This window comes from Paraburkholderia sp. BR10923 (assembly GCF_040948765.1).
Taxonomy (GTDB): Bacteria; Pseudomonadota; Gammaproteobacteria; order Burkholderiales; family Burkholderiaceae; genus Paraburkholderia; species Paraburkholderia youngii.
Genome location: NZ_JBFPKO010000042.1, coordinates 1 through 23,945 on the forward strand (window position 1 = coordinate 1; position 23,945 = coordinate 23,945).

21 protein-coding genes and 4 pseudogenes are annotated in these 23,945 nt (G+C 61.7%); 19 read left to right on the top strand and 6 right to left on the bottom strand.

From position 1 onward, the window contains the following. Positions 1-224 precede the first annotated feature (224 nt). From AB3X94_RS38095 to AB3X94_RS38105, 3 genes are all read left to right on the top strand, one after another. Positions 225-608, top strand: a complete 384-nt coding sequence (locus tag AB3X94_RS38095; RefSeq protein ID WP_176110729.1) for a hypothetical protein — start codon at positions 225-227, stop codon at positions 606-608. Positions 609-618: 10 nt separating this feature from the next. Beyond that, positions 619-960: a cupin domain-containing protein gene (locus AB3X94_RS38100; protein WP_176110728.1), complete on the top strand. Its 342-nt coding sequence runs from the start codon at positions 619-621 to the stop codon at positions 958-960. Between the two features lie 63 nt (positions 961-1,023). Next, positions 1,024-1,491, top strand: coding sequence for a PRC-barrel domain-containing protein (locus tag AB3X94_RS38105; RefSeq protein ID WP_368614243.1), 468 nt, complete (start codon positions 1,024-1,026; stop codon positions 1,489-1,491). Positions 1,492-1,554: 63 nt separating this feature from the next. On the opposite strand, the gene AB3X94_RS38110 is transcribed toward AB3X94_RS38105, so the two are convergent. Then, positions 1,555-2,865: an NAD(P)/FAD-dependent oxidoreductase gene (locus AB3X94_RS38110; RefSeq protein WP_368614244.1), complete on the bottom strand. Its 1,311-nt coding sequence runs from the start codon at positions 2,863-2,865 to the stop codon at positions 1,555-1,557. Between the two features lie 25 nt (positions 2,866-2,890). After that, the gene (locus tag AB3X94_RS38115; RefSeq protein ID WP_368614245.1) at positions 2,891-4,315 is read right to left on the bottom strand and encodes a homospermidine synthase; all 1,425 of its coding nucleotides are present in this window, start codon (positions 4,313-4,315) and stop codon (positions 2,891-2,893) included. A gap of 309 nt (positions 4,316-4,624) precedes the next feature. On the opposite strand from AB3X94_RS38115, the gene AB3X94_RS38120 reads away from it, so the two are divergent. The 3 genes from AB3X94_RS38120 (at position 4,625) to AB3X94_RS38130 (ending at position 9,145) form a co-directional block, all read left to right on the top strand. Next, positions 4,625-4,933 (top strand): hypothetical protein, encoded by a 309-nt coding sequence (locus AB3X94_RS38120; protein WP_176110724.1) that lies wholly within the window; start codon positions 4,625-4,627, stop codon positions 4,931-4,933. A gap of 259 nt (positions 4,934-5,192) precedes the next feature. Then, positions 5,193-6,326: a substrate-binding domain-containing protein gene (locus AB3X94_RS38125; RefSeq protein ID WP_368614246.1), complete on the top strand. Its 1,134-nt coding sequence runs from the start codon at positions 5,193-5,195 to the stop codon at positions 6,324-6,326. Further along, the gene (locus AB3X94_RS38130; protein ID WP_176110722.1) at positions 6,323-9,145 is read left to right on the top strand and encodes an ATP-binding protein; all 2,823 of its coding nucleotides are present in this window, start codon (positions 6,323-6,325) and stop codon (positions 9,143-9,145) included. Before AB3X94_RS38125 ends, AB3X94_RS38130 begins: the two co-directional genes overlap by 4 nt. Before the next feature lie 39 nt (positions 9,146-9,184). Here the strand turns inward: AB3X94_RS38130 and AB3X94_RS38135 are convergent, their stop codons facing one another. Next, positions 9,185-10,765, bottom strand: coding sequence for a response regulator (locus AB3X94_RS38135; protein ID WP_176110721.1), 1,581 nt, complete (start codon positions 10,763-10,765; stop codon positions 9,185-9,187). Between the two features lie 213 nt (positions 10,766-10,978). Further along, the gene (locus tag AB3X94_RS38140) at positions 10,979-11,296 is read right to left on the bottom strand and encodes a hypothetical protein (RefSeq protein WP_176110720.1); all 318 of its coding nucleotides are present in this window, start codon (positions 11,294-11,296) and stop codon (positions 10,979-10,981) included. 257 nt (positions 11,297-11,553) lie between these two features. On the opposite strand from AB3X94_RS38140, the gene AB3X94_RS38145 reads away from it, so the two are divergent. After that, positions 11,554-11,784, top strand: coding sequence for a hypothetical protein (locus AB3X94_RS38145; RefSeq protein ID WP_176110719.1), 231 nt, complete (start codon positions 11,554-11,556; stop codon positions 11,782-11,784). Between the two features lie 108 nt (positions 11,785-11,892). Here AB3X94_RS38145 and AB3X94_RS38150 read toward each other — a convergent pair whose 3' ends face one another. Beyond that, the gene (locus AB3X94_RS38150; protein WP_176110718.1) at positions 11,893-12,489 is read right to left on the bottom strand and encodes a TetR/AcrR family transcriptional regulator; all 597 of its coding nucleotides are present in this window, start codon (positions 12,487-12,489) and stop codon (positions 11,893-11,895) included. A 293-nt stretch (positions 12,490-12,782) separates the two neighbouring features. On the opposite strand from AB3X94_RS38150, the gene AB3X94_RS38155 reads away from it, so the two are divergent. The 6 genes and pseudogenes from AB3X94_RS38155 to AB3X94_RS38180 all read left to right on the top strand — a co-directional run bounded on the left by AB3X94_RS38155 (position 12,783) and on the right by AB3X94_RS38180 (position 18,174). After that, complete coding sequence (locus AB3X94_RS38155; RefSeq protein WP_368614247.1) at positions 12,783-13,445, top strand: DUF3313 domain-containing protein; 663 nt, start codon at positions 12,783-12,785, stop codon at positions 13,443-13,445. A 22-nt stretch (positions 13,446-13,467) separates the two neighbouring features. Beyond that, positions 13,468-13,689, top strand: coding sequence for a hypothetical protein (locus AB3X94_RS38160; protein ID WP_176110716.1), 222 nt, complete (start codon positions 13,468-13,470; stop codon positions 13,687-13,689). A gap of 146 nt (positions 13,690-13,835) precedes the next feature. Beyond that, complete coding sequence (locus AB3X94_RS38165) at positions 13,836-15,092, top strand: paraquat-inducible protein A (protein WP_368614248.1); 1,257 nt, start codon at positions 13,836-13,838, stop codon at positions 15,090-15,092. A gap of 76 nt (positions 15,093-15,168) precedes the next feature. Next, positions 15,169-16,709: pseudogene (locus AB3X94_RS38170) on the top strand (intermembrane transport protein PqiB). Positions 16,710-16,729: 20 nt separating this feature from the next. After that, positions 16,730-17,293: a membrane integrity-associated transporter subunit PqiC gene (locus tag AB3X94_RS38175; RefSeq protein WP_176110714.1), complete on the top strand. Its 564-nt coding sequence runs from the start codon at positions 16,730-16,732 to the stop codon at positions 17,291-17,293. A 338-nt stretch (positions 17,294-17,631) separates the two neighbouring features. Then, the gene (locus AB3X94_RS38180; RefSeq protein ID WP_176110713.1) at positions 17,632-18,174 is read left to right on the top strand and encodes a hypothetical protein; all 543 of its coding nucleotides are present in this window, start codon (positions 17,632-17,634) and stop codon (positions 18,172-18,174) included. 86 nt (positions 18,175-18,260) lie between these two features. Here the strand turns inward: AB3X94_RS38180 and AB3X94_RS38185 are convergent. After that, positions 18,261-19,282: pseudogene (locus tag AB3X94_RS38185) on the bottom strand (sigma 54-interacting transcriptional regulator). A 163-nt stretch (positions 19,283-19,445) separates the two neighbouring features. Here AB3X94_RS38185 and AB3X94_RS38190 point away from each other — a divergent pair. The 6 genes and pseudogenes from AB3X94_RS38190 to AB3X94_RS38215 form a co-directional block, all read left to right on the top strand. Then, positions 19,446-20,342, top strand: a pseudogene (locus tag AB3X94_RS38190) (FAD/NAD(P)-binding oxidoreductase); the annotation flags it as partial. Beyond that, positions 20,342-20,740 (top strand): annotated as a pseudogene (locus AB3X94_RS38195) (TSUP family transporter); the annotation flags it as partial. The pseudogenes AB3X94_RS38190 and AB3X94_RS38195, both read left to right, overlap by 1 nt. Positions 20,741-20,780: 40 nt before the next feature. Beyond that, positions 20,781-21,212 carry a YeeE/YedE family protein gene (locus AB3X94_RS38200; protein ID WP_368614249.1) on the top strand — a complete coding sequence of 144 codons (432 nt, stop codon included), beginning with the start codon at positions 20,781-20,783 and terminating at the stop codon, positions 21,210-21,212. 1 nt (position 21,213) lies between these two features. After that, positions 21,214-21,651 carry a DUF6691 family protein gene (locus AB3X94_RS38205; protein ID WP_368614250.1) on the top strand — a complete coding sequence of 146 codons (438 nt, stop codon included), beginning with the start codon at positions 21,214-21,216 and terminating at the stop codon, positions 21,649-21,651. 63 nt (positions 21,652-21,714) lie between these two features. Next, positions 21,715-22,245, top strand: coding sequence for a cytochrome b (locus AB3X94_RS38210; RefSeq protein WP_176110710.1), 531 nt, complete (start codon positions 21,715-21,717; stop codon positions 22,243-22,245). 307 nt (positions 22,246-22,552) lie between these two features. Then, the gene (locus AB3X94_RS38215) at positions 22,553-23,938 is read left to right on the top strand and encodes a cytochrome C (protein WP_368614251.1); all 1,386 of its coding nucleotides are present in this window, start codon (positions 22,553-22,555) and stop codon (positions 23,936-23,938) included. The last annotated feature ends 7 nt before the right edge of the window (positions 23,939-23,945 follow it).

Genomic DNA, 23,945 nt, shown 5'->3' on the forward strand with positions numbered 1-23,945 from the left:
GCAGCACGGAAACGAACCGGCCTACGCGCTCCAGTCCGTCTGCCGGGCTGCGGCAAACAAATCGAAACACGCAGCGCGCCGCATGGCCGGCGCGACTGCCTGAGCGGAATTTAGAATAGTATGCACGGAGAAAATTTCAAGGTGGGTAGCGCAAAATTTTGTTCTTGAATTCGGCCCAGTGAGCACTATTTTTACGACACTCCGACGAACCGTGCGAGGTCTTCATGGAATTCGAACATGACTGGCTCACCCTTGGGCGGCACCGAATCCGGTTGCGCTCAACGAAAGGTTTTCCAAGCGAGACGATGCGCTCGGCGGCCGAAGTCATCCGGCTGGCGATCGACAACAATATGAGCGCCCGCGCGCGGCTGGTCGAAGTGGTATTCCGGCAGGAATCGGCTTACGAAATCTCTGTCGGCACCACTTTCCCGGACGATCGGCTTTGCGCGCCGCAGCTGGAAGCGGCGATCGCCACGGTGTTGGGTTTGCAGCTGGACCAGATCAATGTCTTCGTGACGGTGGTGACGCAGGAAGAGGTCGATCTGCACTTCGGCGTCTACGAAAGAATGCTGGCCGAAAAACTCGGCGTCGTGCCGCCGATCCAGTAGGGAGAGATGGATGATCGAACCAGTCGAATTTCTCACCACGATAGATACCGCTTGCGACGGTTACCGAAATGAAGTCCTGACGACCGTCAATGATCACGACGTCCATATTAGCGTGATGAATGCGCCATATTTTTGGCATATCCATCCCGACTCCGACGAAACGTTCATCGCGATCGACGGAACATTGATCATTGACTTCGACGACGGCCAGGTCGAGTTGCGGCGAGGCCAAATGCTCACGGTTCCAGCCGGCATGCGCCACCGTACCCGTCCTGCCACGGAACGCTCGATCAATCTGACGGTAGAAAGAACCAACGCCACGACGGTCCGCTGCGACTCACCTGCCGACTAGCTCGTTTGGGCGGGCATGGCGGTTGCGACCCCGCTGATACCATCAGAAACGAGGGAGGACATCATGACCAGGCTTGATCCACATCGAACGACCGGCGAAGCGGGCGCGCGGATAGTTGGCGGTGGCGTAGGAGAAGGACCGGGGCCGGATGTGATGTCCGCCGACACACTGGACGGCAACAAGGTAATCACCACCGACGGCGAACATGTCGGCAAGATTTCCGACATCATGCTCGACGTCCGGGGTGGTCGCGTCGCCTACGCCGTCCTGTCGGAAGGAGGTTTCCTCGGTATGGGCGACACGCTGCACGCGATTCCGTGGAATGCACTCACTCTCGACACGGCGGAAAAATGCTTCCGTGTCGACATCACCGCGCAACGGATCAAGGACGACCCAGGGTTCGACAAGGATCATTGGCCGTCCATGGCAGATCCAGCATGGGGAACCGAGTTGCATAAGTACTACAACCGGCGACCATACTGGTCGGCGCCTGACACCGGAGACATGCCGCTTGGTCCGATGGACGTATGAGGACATAAGCGGAGGCGGCTGCCCGCGAACATCAGCGGGCACCGGCCCCATCACATGCGCCGGTCAGATGAGTTCACGGAGCTTGTAATACCACATGCCCAGAACCAAAGCCTGTGTGCGTAGCCTCTTGCCGCCCGGGAACCGTCGATGCCTGATGCGGCTGAATACGTCGAAGCGGGACGCATCGCCGCCGATCGCGTCCGCCAGAATCTTGCCGGCCATTCCCGCGAACACCAGCCCATGTCCGGAGAAGCCTTGCACATAGTAGAGGTTGTCGCCGATACGACCGAGATCCGGCGCGCGGTTCATCGTGACGTCGACAAAGCCGCCCCATGCATATTCGATGTTCACGTCGGCGAGTTGCGGAAAAACGCCCGTCATGCGTCTGCGCATACGGTCGATCAGATTGCGCGGTGTGGTGGCGTCATACGTTTCGCCTGCACCGAACAGCAAACGGTGATCCGCGCTCAGCCGGAAGTAATCGAGTATCAGATTGTTGTCGGACGCCGCGGCGCGGCCCGGCATCAGCGCGTCCGCCCGCGCGCTGGTAAGCGGTTCCGTCGCGATCATGTAGGTGCCCACGGGCATGATGCGGGCCTCGATCTCCGGCGCGGGATGATCGCCGAACTCTCCCAGATAAACGTTTCCAGCCATTACCACACGGTCACACGACACCTCTCCCTCGGCTGTCTTCACCACAGGCCGAGCGCCCCGATCTAGCCGCGACACGGCGGAATTCTCGAAAATCCTGACGCCCGCGCGACGCGCCGCCTCGCCCAGACCAAGGCAATAGAGAAGCGGATGAAGATGGCCCGACCCGGCGTCGTACACGCCCGCGGCGAACCGCTGCGACGCTATATGAGCGTCAAGCGCCGTGCGGCCCAGCCATTCGAGCGGGTAGTCGTACCTGTCGCGCGTGCGCCGCACCCAGTTCATCAGTTGTTCCGCCTTCCGATCGCTGACGGCAAGCGTCAGATATCCGCGCCGATAATGGCAATCGATGCCGAAGCGCACAAGCCGATCTTCCAACAGTCGCATACCCTCCAACGACACGTCCCACGCCCTTCGCGCGACCTCGCGGGAACATTGGTGCTCGATTGCATCTTCACCCTCGTCGCCGAAGCCGACAATCGCGTGCCCACCGTTACGCCCAGACGCCCCCCAGCCGATGCGCTGCGCCTCCAGCAATGCCACGTCGAAGCCACGCTCGGCCAGCTCCAGCGCGCACGAAAGCCCCGCATAGCCAGCGCCGATCACGCACACGTCCGCGTTGAGTTTCTCCTGCAATGGAGGATGAGGCTGCGCACGGGTGACGCTCGCCTCGTAATACGAGTCCTCGACAACGCCCTGTTCCTTGTTCAACAGTGACGACATAAGCCGGTCTCCGAAGGTCTGCCCGCTATGGAACGCGTATGTTGAGAAATTGCCAGGGATCGTCGTCGCACGGCGAATCGTAAAGGAGCGAGCGTTGCGCGAGCGGCGTCCATGAATCATAGACGCCAATCATCTCGCCCAGATAGGGTCGCGCGACCCGCATCACGGTTTGATAGTCGATGTCGTCCGGCTCGACTACGCCGGCGTCCGGATTCCCGAGCGCCCATACGATGCCGGCCAGGATGCCGGCCACCACCTGCAGGCTCGTTGCGTCGTTATGCGGCGCGAGTCGACGGGCTTGCGGCGTGGTCAGACGGGAGCCGTACCAGTAGACTCCGTTGTCGTTTCCCATCAACAGCACGCCGAGTTCGTCGGCGCCATCGACGATCTCATCGCGCATGATCCGCTTTTGGTCCTGCAGGCGCCAGCCTCGTCCGGCGAACTCGTCGATCGAAAGAAATGCATCGTCGCAGGGCCGATAAGCATAGTGCACCGTCGGACGGTAGATCACTTCGCCATCCTTGCGAAGTGTCAGATGGTCGGCGATGGAGATCGACTCTCCGTGCGTAATGAGGAACCCATGATAACTACCGGCGAGCGGCGTCCAACTGCGTACGCGGGTCGCGAGTCCCGGGCGTTGCAGGTAGATCGCCGCATCACTGCCGAATCCGTGCCGACGCGCGTCCGCAGGCCAATGCCGTTCATGCGTACCCCATCCAAGTTCCGCCGGCTGCATGCCCTCTTCCACGAAAGCGTCGACGGACCACGTATTGACGAATTCGTTTCGCGCCTTGCGGCATTTGGCGACCTGGAAGTCCCGCTCCGCTACGTGAATCGCCTTGATGTTCAGCCGGTGTGCGAGCGCAGCCCAGTCCTCGTAGCTGCGCAGCGCTGTTGCCTCGATGCCGCTGTTGGAGGCCATATCGAGCAGCGCCTGTTTTACGAACGCCGAAGCCAGTCCGGGGTTCGCGCCTTGCGTGAGAACGGCGGTCGGACCGTCGCGCTTGTCGAGGCGAAAGGCCAGCAAAGCTTCGCGAAGCGCATAGTTGCTGCGCCTGGAGGCGGAACGATCGGGATCGGTCGACTCTCCTTCCCATGGCTCGATGGATGTGTCGAGATACAGCGCGCCACGAGACCAGCAGAAACGCACGAGCGATTCGCTCGACACGTTCACTGACAGATTCAGCACGAGGTCGCCTCTTTTGACGTAGCCAGCGAGCAGCGCCTCGAAGTTGTTCTCCGACAGCGCCTGCTCGACGACGCTCAGCCCGCATTCGCGAGCGATCGCCGTATCGTTGCCGGGCGGGCAAAACACGGTCACGTGTTTCGGGCAAACATCGATGTGCCTGAAAAGTATCGGTAGCAGCGAACTCGCGATGCTTCCTAGTCCAATGATCACGATATTGCCGTGACAAACGGCGTGCTTTGTCCAATTCACCTGCGCGCTCATCTCTGCTCCCAGCCACAGCGCTTCGGTATGCGCCTGTTCTCGGCCCGGTCTTTGTGATCCATCGTGTCGGTCCGTACCAACCCGCCAGCATTCCGCATTCCGTATTCCGCATTCCGCATGCCGCTGCCCGCCTCCGTCGCAACCCTCGCGAGCGGCGAGGCTCGCGTGCGCATACGGCCGCGCCGGTTCGCCGGGAACGCGGGTTGCTAAAGATGCATCGTCAATACGAAACGCATAACGGAGACAGCCATGGGCTGCGCGCTTTTCGCGGCCGAACGGCGCGACCCGTTCAGTTGCGGGAGAAAAGCGATGTCCATTCAGGAATACGCGCTGTATCGCGGCTGCAATATCGAGGTAAACGTCTCGCTATCGAAGACGCATTGGCTCGGCGGTAAATATCGCCGCTATCGCGTGTCATGGACCGTGAGATTGCCCGGCAATCCGCAACAGGAACGGGTCAGCTTTCCTGAGCAGTTCGATTTTCTGACTGAGCGGGAGGCGTTCAAGTATGGAGAAAATCGGGCGCACACCTATGTCGATTCGATGTTGTCGACACCTTCTCAAAGACGCAGGCTGCGCGACGAGGTCGCGCAGCCCGACACGCGCCATGACGTTTGATGGCTCCAGCTGGCGCGGACCCTTTTGCTGAAGGCCGGCGAGCCGTCGCGTGAGGCGTGCAAGGCCTCCGCGCAACTCGGGAAGGTCGATGCCGAGACTTCTCGCCCGTTCGTGCGCATCCAGCGGCAGCGTGATGTTGCGCGCCGGCGCATGACCCATGCCACGCGGGAATCGGGTTGTAATATGCTAACCAGCAAATGCTCCGCGAGCGGCTTGGGCGACACCAATCGAACTCGACGGAGCCCCGTGGAGGGACAGCATGAGAGGCTTCCTTCTGGCATTGGCATGCGCGTGCGAGCTGTCGGCGGCCACGGCGCAGGATTTATTACCTGCCCCTTCGACTTCAGCGCCGGTCGCCGCGACGGACTTTCTGGCCATGGCGAAGCGAGTGGTCGACGCCGCTTCGCGACCCGCTGCGCCCTGGAGCGGGCCGCGCAATGGCCCGCGCGCGCAATCCGGAAAGCATATCGCCGTGGTCGCCGAGGATTTGCGCAACGGCGGCATCCTCGGGGTGGTCGATGGTGTGCTGGAGGCGGCCAAGGTCATAGGCTGGCGCGTCAGGATCTTCGATTCCGGCGGTACGGCCGAGCTCCGTCTGAAGATGCTCGCGAATGCGCTGGCAGGCCACCCCGACGGTCTGATCCTCGCCGGGGGCGACGCACATGCGCTGCTCCCCGCACTGCGGCAGTTTGCCGACAGCAACATCCCGATCGTCGGCTGGCACGTGGCGGCGCGGGCCGGACCCGTGCCAGGCACGCCCGTCGCGATGAACGTCTCGACGGATCCGCTCGAGGTTGCACGGGTGACCGCGCTCGCGGCCGTCGTGCAGTCTGCCGGACATGCGGGCGTCGTCATCTTCTCCGATACCGGTTTCCGGATCGCACAGGAAAAGGCGGACGCAATGGCTGCTGTCGTTCGCAAGTGCAGTGGCTGTACCCTGCTTGAAGTGCGCGACGTGGCGATCTCGCGCAGCGAGAAGCTGGTGCCAGAAGCGACACGTGCCCTGCTCGCGCGTTACGGCCCGCGCTGGACCTGTGCGCTGGGGATAAACGACATCTACTTCGACTACGCCGTGCCGGTATTGACGCAGGCGGGAATACCAAACGCCGCAATGATCATGCTGTCGGCCGGCGACGGCAGCGAGTCCGCCTTCCTGCGCATCCGCACGGGTACGTTCCAGACGGGGACCGTCGCCGAACCCCTGAATCTGCACGGCTGGCAGTTGGTCGACGAACTGAACCGGCTTTTCGCCGGAGAAGGCGTAACGGGTTACGTGAGCCCCGTGCATCTCGTCACGGCGGACAACATCGCCGCTGACGGCGGCGATCACCTGCTCTACGATCCTGACAACGGCTATCGCGACATTTATCGTAGGATCTGGCAACGCCCGTGAAACTGCCATTCCCACAATCGCTGACCGCTCAGTTTGCGCTCGTCGCCTCGTGCCTTGCCGCGCTGGTGGTCGTGATCGGCGCCACGTCGATCTACTCGTTGGCCACTTCGGCCTACTCGATCCGTCAGCTGGCCGAACAGCGGCTCGCCCGCCTCGTGGATGCGCAGGATCTCGTGCAGCACACGCTGACGATCGAACGCCTCGCCTTGCAGCTGTCTAGCGACGATACGGTTGAAGCCGTGCGCGAGACGCATCGGCAGGTGCTCGAACAGTTGGCATCCTTCGACGGCCTGGTTAGCCGGCTGGCCTCGGCGACCACGAGCGAAGACCCAGGTGTCGACCCGCTGACACTTTATCGGTCGAGCCAACGCTTTCGCAACATCGTCAACATCGAGGCGCAGGTGCGCGAGACCGCGCTCGCCCGCCGGGGTGCCTCGGCGTCGGTGCAACCGGCAGGCGTGTCGCTGGCCAGCCTCGACGCGGATCTGCGCGGCGCGGCCGACGCGCTCGCCGCCGCGGCGCACCGGCAGTCGGATGATTTGACGAGCGAATACCGCGAAGCAGTCCAGGATCTGGCCGCTCGCGCAGATCGCACCCGTAAATGGGTGGCAGGCGGACTCGCTGTCAGCCTGTTGCTCACCTGGCTAATCGCCCGCGAATTCCTCGGGCGCCATGTGGTGGCGCGCCTGCGCCGCGTCAGCCATTTTCTGCGACATGGCGATGCCGGGAACGCGCAAGCTGGCGTCCCCGTGCACGGCGGCGACGAGATTGCCGATATGGCGCGTGCTGTCGAGCAGTTCCTCGAAGACCGACGCCAACGCCGCCAGGCCGAGCAGGCGCTAAAAGAGCTCAACGCCGGACTCGAGGCACGCGTCGCCCAGCGGACGGCGGAACTCAGTACGGCGCTCGCGGGTCAGGCCGCCGAAATCGCCGAACGTCAGCACGCCGAAGATGCGCTTCGGGAAAGCGAGAACTTTCTTAACAGCATCATCGAAAACATCCCGGACATGGTCTTCGTCAAGGAGGCCGAGACCTTCCATTTCGTGCGCTTGAACAAGGCGACGGAGCAACTTCTCGGCTACCGGCGCGAGGAGTTCCTCGGCCGCTCCGTCCACGACCTGTTTCCCGTCGACGAGGCCAATTTCTTCGCGCTGAAGGATCGCGAGGTGCTGGAGTCGCGGCAAATGATCGACATACCGGAGGAGCCGGTTCATACGCGCCATGGACTTCGCCTCGTGCACACGATGAAGATCCCGATCGTCGATGTGCGCGGCGAGCCCCGGTTCCTGCTCGGTATCTCGCGTGATATCACGGAGCAAAAGCATGCCGAAGCGGAGTTGCGGCGCTATCGCGAGCACCTCGAAGACATGATTCGCGAGCGGACAGCGGAACTAGCCGTTGCCAAGGAGCGTGCCGATGCGGCCAATCAGGCGAAGAGTCAGTTTCTGGCACACATGAGCCACGAACTGCGCACGCCACTCAACGGAATTCTTGGGTACGCGCAAATCCTCAAGCGCGACACGACCCTCGATCAGCACCAGCTCGACGGACTTGCAGTGATCCAGCGCAGCGGCGAACACCTGCTTACGCTCATCGACGACATCCTGGATATCGCCAAAATCGAGGCCGGGAGAATGGAACTCAATCTGTCCGACGTCCCGCTCGAACAGTTCGTCTCTTTTATCGCCGAGACGATACGGGTGAAGGCTACGGAAAAAGGTCTGGCCTTCGTTTGCGAGATGCCGCCGGATCTGCCCGCGTGTGTGCGGGCGGACGAAATACGGTTGCGCCAGGCGCTGCTCAACCTGCTGTCGAACGCGATCAGATTTACCGAGCAGGGAAGCGTGCGTCTGCGCGTCGCTTTCACACCGCCGACGCGACTATGTTTTGAAGTCCGCGACACCGGCATCGGCATAGATCAAGGGCGTCTGGAGGAAATCTTCAGTCCTTTCGAGCAGGTCAGCGAGGACCATCATCGCTTTGGCGGTACGGGCCTCGGGCTAGCCATTAGCCGGCAACTCGTGCGCCTGATGGGAGGCGAGATCCATGTCGAAAGTCGCCGCGATATAGGCAGCGCCTTTTCGATCGAGCTGGACGTCGAGGTGGTAGCGCCTTGCGCCGCTGTCGCCACGCCCGAACGGATCGTGAGCGGCTACAGAGGGCCGCGCAAGACTATCCTCGTTGTGGATGACGTAGCGGAGAACCGTGCCGTGATGGTCGATATGCTCGGTCCGCTCGGATTCGACATGGCGCAGGCGGGTAATGGATCTGAAGCAATGGAGAAAATCGAATCCCTGCATCCTGCGCTCGTCCTGATGGACGTGGTCATGCCCGGGACGGACGGCCTCGAAGCCACGCGTCGCTTGCGCCAGATGGCCGAGTTCCGGGACCTCCCGATCGTCGCAGTCTCCGCACGCGCGTCGAGAACCGATGCGGCGCAAAGTCTGGAGGCCGGCGCAAATGCCTTTCTGGCCAAACCGATCGACTTCGGCCAGCTATTGTCCGTCGTCGCGGCGCTCCTGAATGTCGAGTGGATCGATGCAGCTTCAGAGGCGCAAGTCACTGAAGCGGGACCATCTGCTGTACCCGCCGTCGCGCCTCTTCCCGACGACTTGAAGGCGCCCCCGCCGGAGGAAATTCAAGCGCTGCATTACCTCGCGCGACTCGGCGATATGCGTGCCATTGCGCAACACGCGCAACACTTGACCGAGCTCGACGAGCGCTATCGACCCTTCGCGGACCACCTCCTCAGGTTGGCGAAGGCTTACCGGTCCAAGTCGATTCTCAATTTCGTCGAGCAATATCTGGAAGGAAGATAAATCCGATGATTTGCGCCGCGGAACGTGAATCGCTTGGCCTTACCTTCCAACAGCATCGAGCGGAATGTGAATCGAAACCATGGTGCCCGCGCCGGGCGCGCTGTCGATTGAAAGCGATCCGCCGATCAGCCGCGCGCGCTCGTTCATGCCGAGCAGGCCATATGAATAGTCGCGCCTCACGACTTGCTGATCGAAGCCTCGGCCGTCGTCACGCACCTGCAGCAGGAGCTCCGCCGCTGTCGAAACAAGCGTCACCTCGACATGTGTGGCGTCGGCGTGCCGCGCGACGTTCGTCAGCGACGCCTGTGCGATGCGAAACAGGGCCGTCGCATGGGCGTCGGACAACGCGGGGTCGCCGCCTTCGATGCGCAATTCACACGCAATCGCATGGCGGCGGTTGAACTCCTCGACAAGCCATTCGAGCGCAGACACGATTCCGAAGTTGAGCGCGGCAGGCCGCAAATGGCTCGCGACATTGCGCACCATCGAGATCGTGCCTTCGACCAGTTGCCGCATATCATCGGCTTTCTTCGACGCTTCCGCGTCGTGCGCTATGCGCATCTTGAGCAACGACACGTCCATCTTGAGCGCAGTCAGCAATTGGCCCAGTTCGTCGTGAATCTCCATCGCAATGCGCTTTCTCTCTTCCTCGCGGATCGCCTCCATATACGCGGACAGTTCGCGCTGCTGCTCGCGCGATTCGACGAGTTCCTGTTCCATCTGCTTGCGACCCGTAATGTCGTTCAGGCCGACATAGATCGCGGGAGCATCGTCATAAGTCGCGACGCGCGCCGTCGCCATCGCCCAGAACCGTGTACCGTCCGCACGCCGGAACTGTATCTCCCTATCGCGCAAGCTGCCCTCCTTGCGCAGATGCTCGATCAGACGCTCGCGCTCCCCGCGGTCGGCGTAGAAATCCGCGATATTGGCGGACAAGCGTTCGTCCATGCCGAAGAGTTCGCGCAGCGGCTGATTCGTGTACAGGATGTGCCCGTCAGGCATCGAGGTGATGCACAGCGGCACCGGGCTCGTTTCGACAATCGCGCGAAAGCGGGCCTCGCTTGCCTGCAAGCACGCGTTCGCGCGCGCCAGTTCTTCCGTACGCAACGCAACACGCCGCTCGAGATCGTCGCGCGCTTGCGATAACGCAGCCTCCGTTTCCTTGCGCATGGCCACTTCCGCCAGCAGTTGCCGGTTTTGCGCGAGAACCCGCTTATGCATCACCCGCAGCTCGAGATGCACGCCGACGCGCGCGACCATCTCGTCGACGCGCAACGGCTTGGTCACATAGTCGACGCCACCTGCAAGAAAACCTTCGACGCGGTCCTCGTTGCCCGTCAGCGACGTCATGAACAGGACGGGAATATCACGCGTGCGCTCATCGAGCTTGAGGCGTCGACAGGTCTCGAAGCCGTCGATGCCCGGCATCTTCACGTCGAGCAGGATCACATCGGGCTGCGAGAAGACCGCGCGCTCCAACGCTTCGATACCGTCGAGCGCCACCAGCACGCGTATGCCTCGCGCTTCGAGACTGTCGACAACTACGCCGAGATTGCCCGGCGTATCGTCGACTATCAGAATAGTGCCGGTCTGCGCGACCGGGGTGGCGAAATGGCTCATGATGCGGTGTTCCCTTTCCGAGACCGCTCAACGAGTTGCAGGCTGTCCTATTCTGCACTCGATGTCAGAGCCTGGTCTATCGCGCGCTCGACGGTTTTGAAACGTCCGATGAAACAGCTGCACCGCGGCCTCACTGCCGCCGCACGCTGCTCGCCTCTCGCCGCTCGCACGCTTTGCTCCGTTCTTCTGCGTTTTTTGCTGCGTTGCGGCTCGCTATTGCGCCGCCTCGCCCACCACGGCCAGCAGCCGGACTGCGCGAGGCTCGGTCAGTTCGTCGATCAGGTCGGCTACTTCGCACAGCGCGCGAAAGTCATACTCGCTGATCTGCTCCGCGTGATTGCGACGCAATTCGCGCATCGTTTCGCCCAGCCGTTTGAGCGCGTTGGGCGTGCTGTCGATCAGCGGCCAGCAGTGCATCAAATATGCGAGCGATTTCACGCTGCGCGCCTCGCACCACGTGTCGAATAGTCGTAGACATATCGAGTCGATTTGTTCGACGACGTTCTCCCGCTCCGACAGATAGCCCATCATGATCCATCAATTCGACATTGCATTTCGATACCTCATCATCTATGAGCAGAAGTCGTATCGCATTCAGTGCAAGCTGGAAAACCAGGGTGACACATCCTGATTCGCGTGTCAGGAAACCCTTAGGCCATGCCGATTCCGATGGAGCAAATCCTGACGGCTAAAACCAGCCCTTCCTGAGACGACATTCCGCCGGTGCCGATAGGACGCACTCGCCGATCGCCATAGCATCGACGCATCGTGCATCGAGGGGGGAAATCATGGTGGGCAACATATCGCTGCGTTCTCAGGTCGAAAAACTCATCGGCCCGCAGGACGTGATCCAACTGCGCCGGTGGCTCAGCGACTGGTACGACTATGTATTCGCCGTGGGCTACATCCACCCGCCGTTCACACTCGACGAGGCGACAGCCGACCGGCTCGAAGGCTACTTCAAGGCGGGCCTGACGCCAGCCGAAGGTGCGATCCTGTTCTTCGGCATCGTGCATTGAGAGGCGAGCGGCGAGGTTCGAAGAGTTCTACGGATCTGCCGGCAAGCCTTGCCTCACAAGCGCCAGGGGAAACCCCCTTTGATCGCATGAGCGGGTCCGACCGCCAGTTCATCCGGCAGATCGTTTGCGACCTTTTCCTTGCGCGCGAGGACCGTGCCATTTTTCTTCGTCAAGAAGCCGATCGAATAGACGATTACGGACCGTATCATCCAGCGGCGACATGCCCAGCAGCGAGTGAAACGCGAGGCCACTGGCGGCAAAGTAGCGCAGCAACGACAAATCCGCGTCTGCCGCCTCGTCGTGCAACGCCTTCATTTTCGCTTCGTCCGACGTCTTCATTCCGTCCAGCAGGTTCGGGCTCTCGATAATCGCCGCAAGCACGGCCCGTGCGACGGAGTGCGGCTGATTGACCGACTCCCGGTAAATGGCGATCTGGGCCGCCAGGGTCGGTTCGGCTTTCGACGCGCCCTCCTTTGCCACATAGTCACGAGCAATCTGCTCGAACTGTTGCCGCTGATACTCGAGTAACGCACCAAGCACGCCTTGCCTGGTGCGGAATTGATGCAACAGTCCGCCCTTGCTGATGCCGCTTTCGCGCGACAAGGAATCGAACGTCAGTCCGCCCACTCCTTCCCGGGTCAGTATGACGAGAGCGGCATCAATTGCTTTCTTGCGGGATATCTCCGAGCGGGTCTGGTTGTCCATTGTCGATATTGATGACGTCGCAACCGAGGCGTTGCTGGCCCGATTGCTGTCGCGTCGCGATGGTATTGGGTGGGCACCCGGCGTGGCGAATGCGTGTCGGCACACCACCCCCAACCCGTTACCGCAAGGGGGCAGTCGCCGTATTTCGGGAATTGTACCGCCGCGGGCGGCATAAAAACAAACCGGGTAGACGGTTTACATTCAGTTTGGACGATGCTACTGTTCGATCCCATCGGTTCTCGCTCATTCAAGGCCCCGCCGCTCAGTCAGGCCACCTCTTCAAGGAACACAACATGTTCACGCACAAGCTCGTCCCGCTTCTTATTTCGGTCACGGCCGCGTTATCTCTCGCGGCGTGCGCTGGTGTGCAGCCTGTCGCCTACACGGCTATTTCATCGTCGTCGCAATTGAAGCAAAACCGCGATGGCGATTCGGGCAAGGTGCCCTACAAATACGCGGCGCCGGTTAACTGGTCGCGGTACACCCAAGTCATTCTGGAACCCGTCGCCGTGTACCAGGGCACCGACAACCAGTTCGGCGACGTGAAGAACGAGGACCGGACCGAGTTGGCCAATTACATGGCGGAGACTTTCGCGAAGAAACTGGCCAAACGGTTCGACACTGCGAAGCAGGCCGGCCCGAACACGCTGCGAATCAAGCTCACGCTGACCGGTGCGGAAAAAACGACACCGATCGTCGGTCAGGTCATGCATTTCGACATTGCCGGCAATCTCTATAACGGTGTTCAGGCGGTCCGTGGGGGACAGGGCGCATTCGGCGGGTCGGTTTCCTATGCTGTGGAAATCTATGACGGCAGCAGCGGGAAACTGCTGAAAGCCTACGTCTCGAAGCAGTACCCGAACGCAATGAATCTCCCGGCCGCTTTCGGTTCTCTCAGCGCCGCCAGGACGGGCCTTGACAAGGGCGCCGATGCGCTCGTGGATCAACTCCACTGAATTTACGACTCCCGATCCCATCATGTCTGCACTTACCGATGTCGATGCTGCATTCGCGTGCCCGCCTTTGATGGTCGCCATCGTCTTCTCTGTGGCGTACCTGCTGGTTGGCATTCCAGTCCATTTCACGCGCGGTGCGCTCGCGAGGGACGTGCTCGGTACGTTGGCAGGCGTTTTCGCTGCACTCGTCTATATCACGTGGGTTCTCGGGTTCCATGCAAACATTCATTCCCCGCTACGGTGAGTCCGCGGTGTGCCGACCTTGCCCACGAGCGACTGCCGCTTCCCCGTAATACCCGGTCTGCTTACCCACGACCCAGACGCCTTGTCTTTTAGGCACGGCCTGCAGGCTCATACGCTGGCAACCGGACACGGAGAACGGATAAAACCATGTTGAGTGCCTGTCGCGAATGCGACTTTCTTCAAGCGGTCACGCGACTCCCGGATGGCGGTGCGGCGCGTTGTGCACGTTGTGGCGCGGTTCTCTACAAAAGCTCGCCTGCCACATCCGGTCGCGCGCTGGCGTTCACGCTCGCTGCCGCCGTCCTGTTTGCGATCGCCAACTGCTTTCCGATATTCGGGTTCCGGCTTCACGAGACGCTCGTTGAAACCACACTTCTCGGAGCCGCTTCGTCGCTCTACGCAGAGGGCATGTGGCCCATCGCAGGCCTGGTTATTGTGACGACGCTGTTGATGCCAGCACTCAACATTGCCGCAATGATCTATCTGCTTCTCCCGTTGCATCTCGGCCGAATTCCGCAACGGCCGGAACAAGCGCTGCGGGTGCTGCGACACGTCGCCCCTTGGGCAATGATCGAGGTGCTCGTGCTTGCCATGCTCGTTGCGCTCGTCAAACTCCAGCACATCGCAGACGTCGTCCCGGGAGTCGGAATCGCTGCATTCGTCGCGCTGATGGTGTTGCTGGCCGCCGCAACCGCTGCTTTCTCCAGCCCTGAGATCTGGGCGAGTAGCGAGTCTTCCCCGGCGCATGTCGGCATTTCACCCGCTGGGTGGAGCACTTCCACCGGGACCACGGCGGCACGGGTCGGTCTGGCCTCCTGTCAACTTTGCGGCCTGCTCTCAAAGCCGCTCGCGCCTGACCACCCCGGAACCTGCCCGCGTTGCGGCTCGGTACTGCATCTGCGCAAGCCCGACAGTCTCGCTCGCACGTGGGCATTTCTATTGGCCGCCATGGTTCTCTACATACCGGCCGTTCTGCTCCCGGTCATGATGACAAGTACTTTGTTCGGCGCTCAATCGGACACGATCCTCAGCGGCGTTGTCTTTCTGTGGAGCTCCGGATCGCGGCTGCTCGCCGTGATCGTATTCATCGCAAGTATCCTGGTGCCCGTGCTCAAAATCCTGTCGTTGGTTTTTCTCGCCTGGACCACCCAGGCAAGATCTCCGCTCATTCCTGGCAGGCGAACCCGGATCTATCGGCTGATCGAGTTCGTGGGCCGCTGGTCAATGCTCGACATCTACGTCATCTCGATTCTGGTGGCTTTCGTGCAATTCGGCGAAATTGCGACGATCGATGCGGGACCCGGTGCGATCGCGTTCGGGGCGGTGGTCGTGCTGACGATGTTTGCCGCATTGTCGTTCGACCCACGACTCATCTGGGACGCCGTGGAGCCCGAAAGTGAATAACCCGTCTGGAGGGAGCGGCGAGCGGAACGCATTCAACCTACCGGTCGCAGTCGTTGCGCAACCGCCGCGTTGGCGCCTGCAGTTCGTCTGGCTCGTGCCGCTTGTCGCACTCCTGATCGCCGGCGGGCGGTGCAGTCCATCATGCAAAGAGGCCCGACCATCACGATCGGTTTCGCCACCGGTGACGGAATCGAGGCCGGCAAGACAAAGATCAAGTTCAAGAACGTCGATATCGGCGTGATCAAAAGCCTCGAACTTTCCGACGATCACAAAACCGTGATAGCTCACGCGGAGATGTCTCCCGATTCCGCTAGCATGCTCGTTGACGACACCCGCTTCTGGGTGGTTCGACCGCGCATATCGGGCGGCACGGTATCGGGGATCACCACCTTGATATCCGGCGCTCACATCGGTATGGACATCGGTACTTCGCAGACAGCGCGTCGCGCTTTCGCCGGTCTCGAGTCGCCCCCGGTCCTCGCATCCGGGACACCCGGACGCGAGTTCGTACTGAAGAGCGGCACCATCGGTTCGCTGGACGTCGGCTCACCGGTTTTCTTCCGGCGGCTCCAGGTCGGCCGGATCGTCTCCTACGCGCTCGACGCCGACGGGGCCGGCATGACCATCCACGTTTTCATCAATGCCCCTTACGACCGGTACGTGACCCATGACACACGTTTCTGGCAGGCGAGCGGCGTCGATGTAACGCTGGACACGACCGGCGTCAAAGTCAACACTGAATCGCTGGTATCGATCCTGATTGGCGGCCTCGCCTTCGAAACCCCGCCCGATTCGTCCGACAAGGTTGAAGCGCAGGCCCAACATGCCTACGAGCTTTTTGGCAGCCGCGGCGAGGCCATGAAGCGACATGACGCCATCGTCGACAAATACGTGCTGACTTTCAACGAGTCCGTGCGCGGCTTGACCGTGGGTGCGCCGGTCGATTTCCGGGGAATCGTCATCGGCGAGGTGTCGGCGATCCGCGTGCACTTCGATCCGGTCAGGAAGGAATTCAGCATTCCGGTCGAGGTCAGCATCTTTCCCGAACGACTGGTCTCGCGAGAAGACTGGCAAAGAGATGCCGGCAGTACGCCGCCGGAGCGAAAAGCGTTTGCGGGCTACCTCGTGTCGAAGGGATTGCGCGCGCAACTGAGAACAGCGAGTCTGCTCACCGGACAACTTTATGTGTCGATCGATTTCTTCCCGGCTGCGCCCAAAGCGGCCGTCGACTGGAATGAAAAGGTACCGCAATTGCCAACCGTGCCAGGCAACCTGCAGGGCTTACAGGAGTCGATCACGACGCTCGTCGCGAAGCTAAACAGGATTCCGTTTGACGGAATCAGCGCAGATCTGCACAAGACGCTCAGCGATGCGGACACATTGCTGAAAATCATCAATACCGATATTGCGCCTGGGGCAAAAGAAACGCTGAGCGCGGCTCGTGAGGCGCTGACCTCCGCGAACAGTGCGCTGCAAAGCGACTCGCCGTTACAGCAGCAGACGGCCGAAACAATGCGTGAATTATCGCGCGCTGCGGCGTCGATCCGCTCGCTCGCGGAATTCCTCGAACGTCATCCGGAATCGCTGATCCGTGGCAAGCGGGAGGATCCGCCATGAACAGACTGATATCGCTATCCTTGTCGATCATCGTAACCGGCTGTCTGGTGGCGTGCACTGCCCCGCCCGCGTCGAAGTTTTACACATTGAGCCCTGTCCGGATTACCCGCACCTCACCGGCCGTCGAACGCGTTGCGATCGCGTTCGATCCGGTTACGCTTCCCGAACTCGTCGATCGACCGCAGATGGTCGTGCGGCTGGAGCCGAACCGGGTGTCGATCGATGAGTTCGCTCGCTGGGCGGAGCCTCTCAAGAACCAGATTCCGCGCGTATTGGCCGCGGATCTTGAGCAGATCATCCCGGGTGCGATCGTATCCACGTACCCGCAACATGCCGACGATACGGCGTACCGAGTTTCGGTTGACGTGCAGACCTTCGATTTGTCGGCGGACGGGACGGTGAAGCTGGCCGTGCTCTGGTCTGTGCGTGCGCCGAAGCTGGGCGATAGAGTAAGCGGACGCTCTGTCGTATCTGGAAATGCTCGAGGTAGGAGGTACGACGCCTTCGTGAGCGCGCACGACAGGGCGCTCGAATGCGTTGCCTGGGACATCGCCTCAGCCACGTATTCGATGATGCATCCGTGAAAACGCAAGATTTCGGGTTCGCAAGGCGATGCGGCCCTGCGTCACGGATCTCATCATCTCTAGATACAGGCACGCTCTATCTGGCGGGTGACTAGCGGTGTAGACGCTGGTCAGTACCGCACGTAATGGCGAGCGTACTGTTCCAGCGAAACGTCGCAATTCTTCTAGCGCCGGGCCGACGCATGTATTCAAATGACGATGCCCCCGCAGCCTCCGACCCGCGAATGCCAGAGCGGGCCTTGCACTGAATGGAGCATTCTTGAAACCGTGGAGCAGTTTGGCTGGACGCTGAGCCGGCCGCGCGCCGCTCGAATAGTTTTCTGCAGATCGGGATTACCGTGCAAACTTACATTGGACCATCTGAATCCGCAGTTGCTAGCAAAGCGGCTCTGTTCAAGGTTGCTACCGATCGCGGTCATATCATCATGAGCGTGGACTCCGATCAAGACAAGAACGAAGAGCGCGCAATCGTTGAAGTCCGGCGCGATGCTTTGCTGGGGCTATGGCGGAACTGGACCACAACTGAAAACGAACTCGTCTGCTCGTCTCGTGCACCATCGACCCCGCTGAGAAGAAAGCTTGCGTTCGCCGACGAAGCTTTCATGCTGGGCAGGATCGCCCCTATACCGCTGGCTGAAGTTCGATGCCGGGTGCGTCCGCAATCGATTGCTCGATCGACCAATGCATCGTCCTTTGTTCAAACGACGACCCAGCCGTATGTGTGTGTGGCCGATGGCATCGACCGCATGCTCTGGCTCACTTCGACCGGGGCACGCTGCTTTCCGGTCGTGTGCCTGGTACCCGAGGCTCCGTTGCTTTCCCGGCTGGCCGGCACGCCTCGCAGCCAATGGGTCCGGGTTTCAGAACTATTGCGACGCTGAATCGGATGCGCGCGCGTGCGGGCAGTCGGTGAGAACCACCTGCGTGAAGGCGAATACGCATACGTTTCGCTACGACGCCTAAAACGTTAGGCACCCTCACCACCCGCGATCGCTTTAAGCCGGCGATAAAGCGTGCGCTCGCTCAAACCGAGCTGCGCGGCAAGCTCACTGCGCTTCCCGCGGAATTGCGCCGCTGCGCTCGCGAGTTCCGCATCGGTGAGCTTGCGCGGCAAGCCCAGACCCACGACCAGCGATTCCTTCGCCGCGCCGGAAGCCTTTTCGCGGACCGCCTCGGGCAAGTGTTCCGGGCGGATCACGCCGCCGTCGGCGAGCAGATTGGCGCTCGAGCACGTTGCGCAATTCGCGGATGTTGCCGGGCCACGCATAGGCGCGCAACAGCGCCAACGCCTCGGTGCTTACGGCTCGTCGCGCCGGTGAACGCGCCTTTCTCGAAGCCGAACAACTCGCTTTCGAACAGCGTCTCGGTGATGCCCGAGCAATCCACCACGACGAACGGCCCCTGGCCGCGGCTGCTCGCTTCGTGCACCGCAGGCGCGAACAGCTCCTTGCCGGTGCCCGATTCGCCGAGCAGCAGCACGGGCAGCATCGAAGGCGCGACGCGCTGCAAAGCGGAAATCGCCTCGTTGAACGCGGGCGCGCGCCCGACCAGACCTTCGGAGCTTGGCCGCGCGGACGCGCTCCTGACCGTGGCGAGACGTTCGACATAGGCGACGATGCGTGCGTGCCGGTCGAAGATCGGCCGCAATTCGACGTCCACGTGCTCCGGGCCTCTCGGGGTGTGATGGATATGCAGCACGCGATCCGCACTGCGATTTTCCGTCGCGCGTTTCATCGGGCAGTGCTCGCCCGCCTGATCGCACGGCACGTCGTAGTGATGGGAAACCTGATAGCAGCGGCGCCCGATGTGCGCCTGGCCTTCGACGCCGAACTGGCGTTGATACGCGCGGTTCGCGGCCAGAATCTGATAGTGCGGATCGAGCACGATCGCCGGTTGCGGATCGTGCTCCAGATACGACACCAACGTGCTCACGTCGGGTACCACTGCGGCCACGCCGTCAGGCGCGCCAAAGGATTGCGACGGAAGCATCTGCCACCGCCCGAAAGCGATGGCGTGTCGTACATCAAGGTACCGGTCGATGCGCTGTAAGCGCGACGGCGTAATACAAACAGGAGGACCCTACATGCGGAACATGAAACTCACGGACCCTTCGAATCCAGCGGCAGACACGCTCGCCGCCGCATCGCAACGGATGCGGCCGACGCACCGGCACGACGTGGTGATCGTCGGCGCCGGCGCGGCAGGTATCGCGACGGCATCGAGCCTGCTCGCGCGCTGTCCCGATCTCGACATCGCGGTCATCGATCCCGCCGACACGCACTATTACCAGCCCGGCTGGACGATGGTCGGCGCCGGCGTGTTCGCCCCGGAAACGACGGCACGTCCGATGACGACCGTGCTGCCCATGAAGGTGAAGCGGATCAAGACCGCCGTCACGCGCTTCGAGCCGGCGCAAAACCTCGTGATTCTCGACGACTCGCGCGCCGTCGAATACCGCCAGCTAGTGGTGCGCCCCGGCCTCAAACTCGACTGGAACGCGATCGACGGCCTCGTCGACACGCTCGGGCGCAACGGCGTCACGTCCAATTACCGCTACGACCTCGCGCCGTACACGTGGAAGCTGACGCAGCAACTCGAAACGGGTCGAGCCATTTTCACGCAGCCGCCGATGCCGATCAAATGCGCCGGCGCGCCGCAAAAAGCGATGTATCTCGCGTGCGATCACTGGCGGCGCAGCGGTCGGCTGCAACATATCGGCGTCGAGTTCCGCAACGCCGGCGCGGCGCTGTTCGGCGTCGCCGACTGCGTGCCTGCGTTGATGCAATACGTCGAGCGTTACGGCATCGCGCTGAACTTCGGCTCCGCGCTGAGTGCGGTCGATGGCGACGCGAAGATGGCGAGATTCACACACACGTTTGCCGATGGCAGCAAGGAAAGCTTCGAGACCGGCTTCGACATGCTGCACGCCGTACCGCCGCAAAAGGCGCCCGACTTCATCCGCGACAGCGCGCTCGCCGATGCGGCCGGCTGGCTCGATGTCGATCATGCCACGCTACGGCACAAGCGCCACGAGAACATCTTCGGCCTCCGGCGACTGGCCGCTTTCGCTGGACCTGGCCGACCGCAGCCGCGCCCGCGGCCACCGGGTCGCTGACCGGATTGATGACGGGTATGCTCGGCGTCGGCGGCGGCTTCATCATGGTGCCGATGATGCGCAAGCTGATCGACGTGTCGATGCACGGCATCGTCGCGACTTCGTTGATGGTGATCGCGCTCGTGGGCAGTGGCGGCGTTCTCGCAACGGCCACCCACGGCGCAACACTTCCACTCGAAGTCGCGTTGTGGTTCACTGGCGCCACCGCCGCCGGGATGCTCAGCGGACGGCTCGCGTCGCATCGCATCGCCGCCCATCATGTGCAGTTGGGCTTTGCGAGCATCCTCGTGTGCGTGGCGCTCGGCCTGCTGGTCAAAGCGGCGCTGATGTAAGCGCTGCCGCAACCCACCCAACAATCAAACGGAGCGAACCATGATCGATCTCGACCATTTCACCCCGATCGCCTCCCTGTGCGGAGGCCTGCTGATCGGCGTCGCGGCTGCGGCGATGGTGCTTTTGCTGGGCCGCATCGCCGGAATCAGCGGGATAGTCGGCGGCCTGCTGCGCTGGACGAAGCGCGACGGCGCATGGCGCGCCGCCTTCGTCGCCGGCCTGGTCGTTGCCGCGCTGATCGCGCGCGCGGTCGATGCGCCCGTCGCAATCACCGTCGACGCGTCGGGGCCCGCCGTGATCGCGGCCGGCTTGCTGGTCGGCATCGGCACCCGCTACGGCAGCGGCTGCACGAGCGGACACGGCGTGTGCGGCATTTCACGCGGCGCCACGCGCTCGCTGGTCGCGACGGCGACGTTCATGGCGGCCGGCTTCGTCACCGTCTATATCATTCGACATCTTCTCGGAGCCTAGGATGGCAACAGCTATTTCATTCGTATGCGGGCTGCTGTTCGGCTTCGGCCTGCTGTTGTCGGGCATGGCGAACCCCGCGAAAGTGCAGGGCTTCCTCGATCTCGCCGGACGCTGGAACCCGTCGCTCGCTTTCGTGATGATGGGCGCGGTGGCCGTCGCGGCAATCGGCTTCGCGATCGCGAAACGCCGCGACAGGTCGCTGCTCGGATTGCCGATGCAAATTCCCGCGTCGACGCACGTCACGGCAAGGCTGGTGCTGGGCAGTGGCGCATTCGGCGTCGGCTGGGGAATTGCAGGGTTCTGTCCCGGCCCCGCGCTCGTCGCGCTCGGGCTCGGGTCGGCCAAAGCGTGGGTATTCGTGGCGGCGATGATCGCGGGAATGGCCATCTTCGAGTTATTCGAACGGCGCAGACAGGCGGCCTTGGCGACCGGTTCTTAACCTGACCTTAAGGTGCCGCCGTGTAAGATCCGTTTCGACAGAAACCAACTCACAGGCGCCCCTATGCAAGTCTCGACTGAACACCGCTATGACATCGTCGCCCGTTTGCTCCATTGGCTCGTCGTCGGGCTGGTAGCCGCGCAGTTCGTGATCGGCTGGACGATGCCGGACGTGCACCGCGATACCCTGCCGGACGGCGAAATCGCCTGGCACCTTGGCGTCGGCACCGCACTGCTCGCGGCGATGGTGTTGCGGGTGCTGTGGCGCGTGACTCACCCGTCGCCGCCGGACAATCTGCCGCCGCTGTTTCGCGTCGCCTCCAAAGTCACCCACCTGGCGCTGTACGTGCTGCTCGTGCTGGTGCCGCTGCTCGGCTGGATCAACGCTTCGTCGCGCACGTGGACGGTACGCCTCGGCGGACTTGTTTCGTTACCCTCACTGTCGGCACCGGGCTCGTCATTCGGACATGCAATGGGCGATGTGCATGGCGTTCTGGCGTGGGTGCTGTTCGGTGTCATCTGCCTGCATATCGCTGCGGCAATGTTTCATCAGTTCGTCTCCGGCGACCGCGTTCTACAGCGCATGAAGATCTAGCGCGACCCCGAATAACCAAAGCCGCGGCAACTCAACAAGGCCCCTCTCGATCTCCCGCCTTGCGCGTTCAAGCGCATGCGCGGGAATAAATCGGCGTGCGCGCTCGTTCTGGAGTCTGGAGAAAGCGCTTCGCGCAGGCAAGCATCAACCCCAACGCGGCATCAGCTTGCCCCACTACGCCGATGTAAATGCGACGCCGGTCATGCCGAGCGCGAAGTGCGATGCTGTCGCCCAGTTTCCGCAGTGGGCAGGGATTCGTGCGCCCTGCGCATGACCGAATGCGGAACTGGCTGTCGGGGAGACGGACATGTCAAAGGCAATTGCAGGCGACGATGCCGCCCATCGGCTGATGGGTCACTTCTGGATGCTGGCGCTCGCCGTGCTTTGCCTGCTGGTTGCTCCAGTCGTTCGAGCGCTGCCTATATTCGCCCGTCAAACAGGGCAAAGCTGCGTCGCGTGTCACGCGGGCGGACAGTTTCCCGAACTGACGCCGTACGGTCGAATGTTCAAGCTCAATGGATATACCTTCGGCGAACGTACGGTCCCGATCGCCGTGATGGCGATGCTCGACATGACCAGGACGAGGCTCAACCATGATGCCAGCGGCAATATCGTCTCGCCCAAAGACAGTCTGCCGATCTTCGATTCAGCCAGCATCTTCCTCGCCGGCAAGATCACCGACAGGATCGGTGCGTTCACGCAATTCACCTACTCGAACTACGATCATCAGGGCAGCGACGGACACTGGATCGGCCACTGGGCATCGGACAACATGGATTTCCGTTATGTGGACAGGATCATAGGGGACGCCAGCGACCTGATTCTCGGCACCACCCTGCACAACAATCCGACCGTTCAGGATGTGTGGAACAGTTCTCCGGCATGGAGTTATCCGTACGTTTCCTCTTCGATCAGCACGGTCGGCTCACCCCAGTTTCTGCCAATCCTCGAAGGCACACTCGCGCAGCAGGTCGTGGGTGCGGGCGGCTACCTCTACTGGAACCGGACCGTCTATGCGGAGGTGTCGCTGTATAGCACCGCTGATGGCATCTGGTCGTTCATGAGCAAGGGTAACAAGGCCGGCGACCCCAACCATCCGCAGATCTATCTGAAGGGTCAAAATCCGTACTGGCGTCTGGCCCTGACTCATGAGTGGGGGCCGCACAACATCATGGTGGGGACCTTTGGCATCAATGCGAACGTCTATCCGAACGACGCGAACTCGATGCCGATCTTTACCCAGGGTGTCACTCGCTATCGCGACATCGGTGTGGATGCGCAGTACCAGTACATCCTCGACCCGAACACCGTCACCGCACAGGCGCGCTACATCCATGAAAACATCAGCGATCCGAGTAACTTCGTGTTTGGCAACAGCCAGTCAGCGAATCTGAATTCCTTACGCCTGAAAGCCTCGTACATCTATCAGGCCAAATATGGCGTGAGTCTTTCGTTCTTCAACGTGACTGGCACCGCGGATAGTGTTGCGTACGCCGGCAGCGCGAACTCGTCGCCGGCCACGCAAGGGTGGATGCCCGAGATCTTCTGGATTCCGGTTCCGAACATTCGCGTCGGTCTTCAATACACGCATTTCACCAAATACCTCGGCGCCCGGTCGAATTACGACGGCCATGGACGCAATGCGAGCGACAACGACACGCTATTTCTATACCTATGGGCCGCGTACTGGTGACGGTATC

Coding starts and splice junctions, on each gene's coding strand:
- AB3X94_RS38095 (WP_176110729.1), top strand. CDS start 225: ATGGAATTCGAACATGACTGGCTCACCCTTGGGCGGCACCGAATCCGG.
- AB3X94_RS38100 (WP_176110728.1), top strand. CDS start 619: ATGATCGAACCAGTCGAATTTCTCACCACGATAGATACCGCTTGCGAC.
- AB3X94_RS38105 (WP_368614243.1), top strand. CDS start 1,024: ATGACCAGGCTTGATCCACATCGAACGACCGGCGAAGCGGGCGCGCGG.
- AB3X94_RS38110 (WP_368614244.1), bottom strand. CDS start 2,865: ATGTCGTCACTGTTGAACAAGGAACAGGGCGTTGTCGAGGACTCGTAT.
- AB3X94_RS38115 (WP_368614245.1), bottom strand. CDS start 4,315: ATGAGCGCGCAGGTGAATTGGACAAAGCACGCCGTTTGTCACGGCAAT.
- AB3X94_RS38120 (WP_176110724.1), top strand. CDS start 4,625: ATGTCCATTCAGGAATACGCGCTGTATCGCGGCTGCAATATCGAGGTA.
- AB3X94_RS38125 (WP_368614246.1), top strand. CDS start 5,193: ATGAGAGGCTTCCTTCTGGCATTGGCATGCGCGTGCGAGCTGTCGGCG.
- AB3X94_RS38135 (WP_176110721.1), bottom strand. CDS start 10,765: ATGAGCCATTTCGCCACCCCGGTCGCGCAGACCGGCACTATTCTGATA.
- AB3X94_RS38140 (WP_176110720.1), bottom strand. CDS start 11,296: ATGATGGGCTATCTGTCGGAGCGGGAGAACGTCGTCGAACAAATCGAC.
- AB3X94_RS38145 (WP_176110719.1), top strand. CDS start 11,554: ATGGTGGGCAACATATCGCTGCGTTCTCAGGTCGAAAAACTCATCGGC.
- AB3X94_RS38150 (WP_176110718.1), bottom strand. CDS start 12,489: ATGGACAACCAGACCCGCTCGGAGATATCCCGCAAGAAAGCAATTGAT.
- AB3X94_RS38155 (WP_368614247.1), top strand. CDS start 12,783: ATGTTCACGCACAAGCTCGTCCCGCTTCTTATTTCGGTCACGGCCGCG.
- AB3X94_RS38160 (WP_176110716.1), top strand. CDS start 13,468: ATGTCTGCACTTACCGATGTCGATGCTGCATTCGCGTGCCCGCCTTTG.
- AB3X94_RS38165 (WP_368614248.1), top strand. CDS start 13,836: ATGTTGAGTGCCTGTCGCGAATGCGACTTTCTTCAAGCGGTCACGCGA.
- AB3X94_RS38200 (WP_368614249.1), top strand. CDS start 20,781: ATGATCGATCTCGACCATTTCACCCCGATCGCCTCCCTGTGCGGAGGC.
- AB3X94_RS38205 (WP_368614250.1), top strand. CDS start 21,214: ATGGCAACAGCTATTTCATTCGTATGCGGGCTGCTGTTCGGCTTCGGC.
- AB3X94_RS38210 (WP_176110710.1), top strand. CDS start 21,715: ATGCAAGTCTCGACTGAACACCGCTATGACATCGTCGCCCGTTTGCTC.
- AB3X94_RS38215 (WP_368614251.1), top strand. CDS start 22,553: ATGTCAAAGGCAATTGCAGGCGACGATGCCGCCCATCGGCTGATGGGT.